Raw genomic sequence first — 1,210 nt, forward strand, 5'->3', positions numbered from 1 at the left:
GCGCGCTTCCGCCAGCCGCGCCTCGACCTCGGCGACGGCGTCCGCCGGGCCGCCGAGGACGCACAGGTTCGGGCCGTTCACGGCGGCCACCCGGACGTCCCGCGTGAGGTACGCGGCGGCGTCCGCCTCGGCCATCGGGACGGCCAGCATCGCGCCCGGCGGCAGCCCGTCGATCAGCTCCGCCCGCCGCGCCACCAGGCGCAGCGCGTCCGGCAGCGTGAAGACCCCGGCCAGGCACGCCGCGACGTACTCGCCGAGGCTGTACCCGATCAGCGCGTCCGGCCGGACGCCGTGCGCCTCCCAGAGCCGGGCGAGGGCGTAGCCGGTGACGAACGCGGCGGGCTGCGCGTAGCGGGTGCGTCGCAGCAGCTCGGCCGGTTCACCGGGACCGGCAGGTGCGGAGGGCCGGCGGCCCAGCATGGCGCGGAGGTCGGGGCCGGACGCCTCCGCCGTCTTACCGGACACCGGGTACAGCAGGTCGCGGATGTCGCGTCCGAGCAGGGGTTTCAGCAGGTCGGCGCACTCGTCCACGGCGGCCCGGAAGGCCGGTCGCGTCGTGTACAGGCCGTGGCCGAGCCCCCGGTTCTGGTCCCCGACCCCGGGGATCAGGAACGCCACGGACGGCCGGGACGGCGGCACCGGCCCCCCGGTGCGGACGGCGCGCGGGTCGCGGGCCGCGAGCGACTCGGCCGCCTCGGCGGAGTCGGCCGCGACGACCGTCCGGCGGTGGGCGAAGGCGCGCCGCCCGCGCGACAGCGTGTGCTCGACCGCCGCGAGGTCGGCCCCGGGATGGGTGGCCAGGTGCGCGGCGATCCGGTCGGTCTGCTCCTCCAGCGCCCGCTCGGTGCGGGCCGAGAGACGCAGCACCCGCACCCCGGACGGACCGGCCGGCGCGTCCACGGGCGGGGCCTCTTCGAGGACGACGTGGGCTCCCGTGCCGCCCATGCCGAACGAGCTGACGCCCGCGCGGCGCGGTCCGTCGCGGCGGGGCCACTCCCGCGGCTCGCGCGCGACGGTGAAGGGCCCGGCGGCGAAGTCGATCTCGGTGTTGGGGCGGTCGTGGTGCAGGCTCGGCGGGATCAGGCCGTGCCGCAGCGCCAGCACCGTCTTGATCAGCCCGGCGACGCCGGCGGCGGCGTGGGTGTGCCCGATGTTGGTCTTCACCGAGCCGAGCGCGCAGCCGCCGGGGACCGCGCCGGCGGCCCGGAAC

Annotated in this window: 1 protein-coding gene; it reads right to left on the reverse strand. The window is 78.2% G+C overall.

All coding sequences use genetic code 11. The features are described from left to right. Nucleotides 1–1,210, reverse strand: a 1,210-nt coding sequence (locus tag AB0J52_RS41450; RefSeq protein ID WP_500188755.1) for an acyltransferase domain-containing protein, incomplete at both ends; no start/stop codon positions are given.

The sequence above is a fragment of the Spirillospora sp. NPDC049652 genome, from assembly GCF_040675125.1.
GTDB lineage: Bacteria > Actinomycetota > Actinomycetes > Streptosporangiales > Streptosporangiaceae > Spirillospora.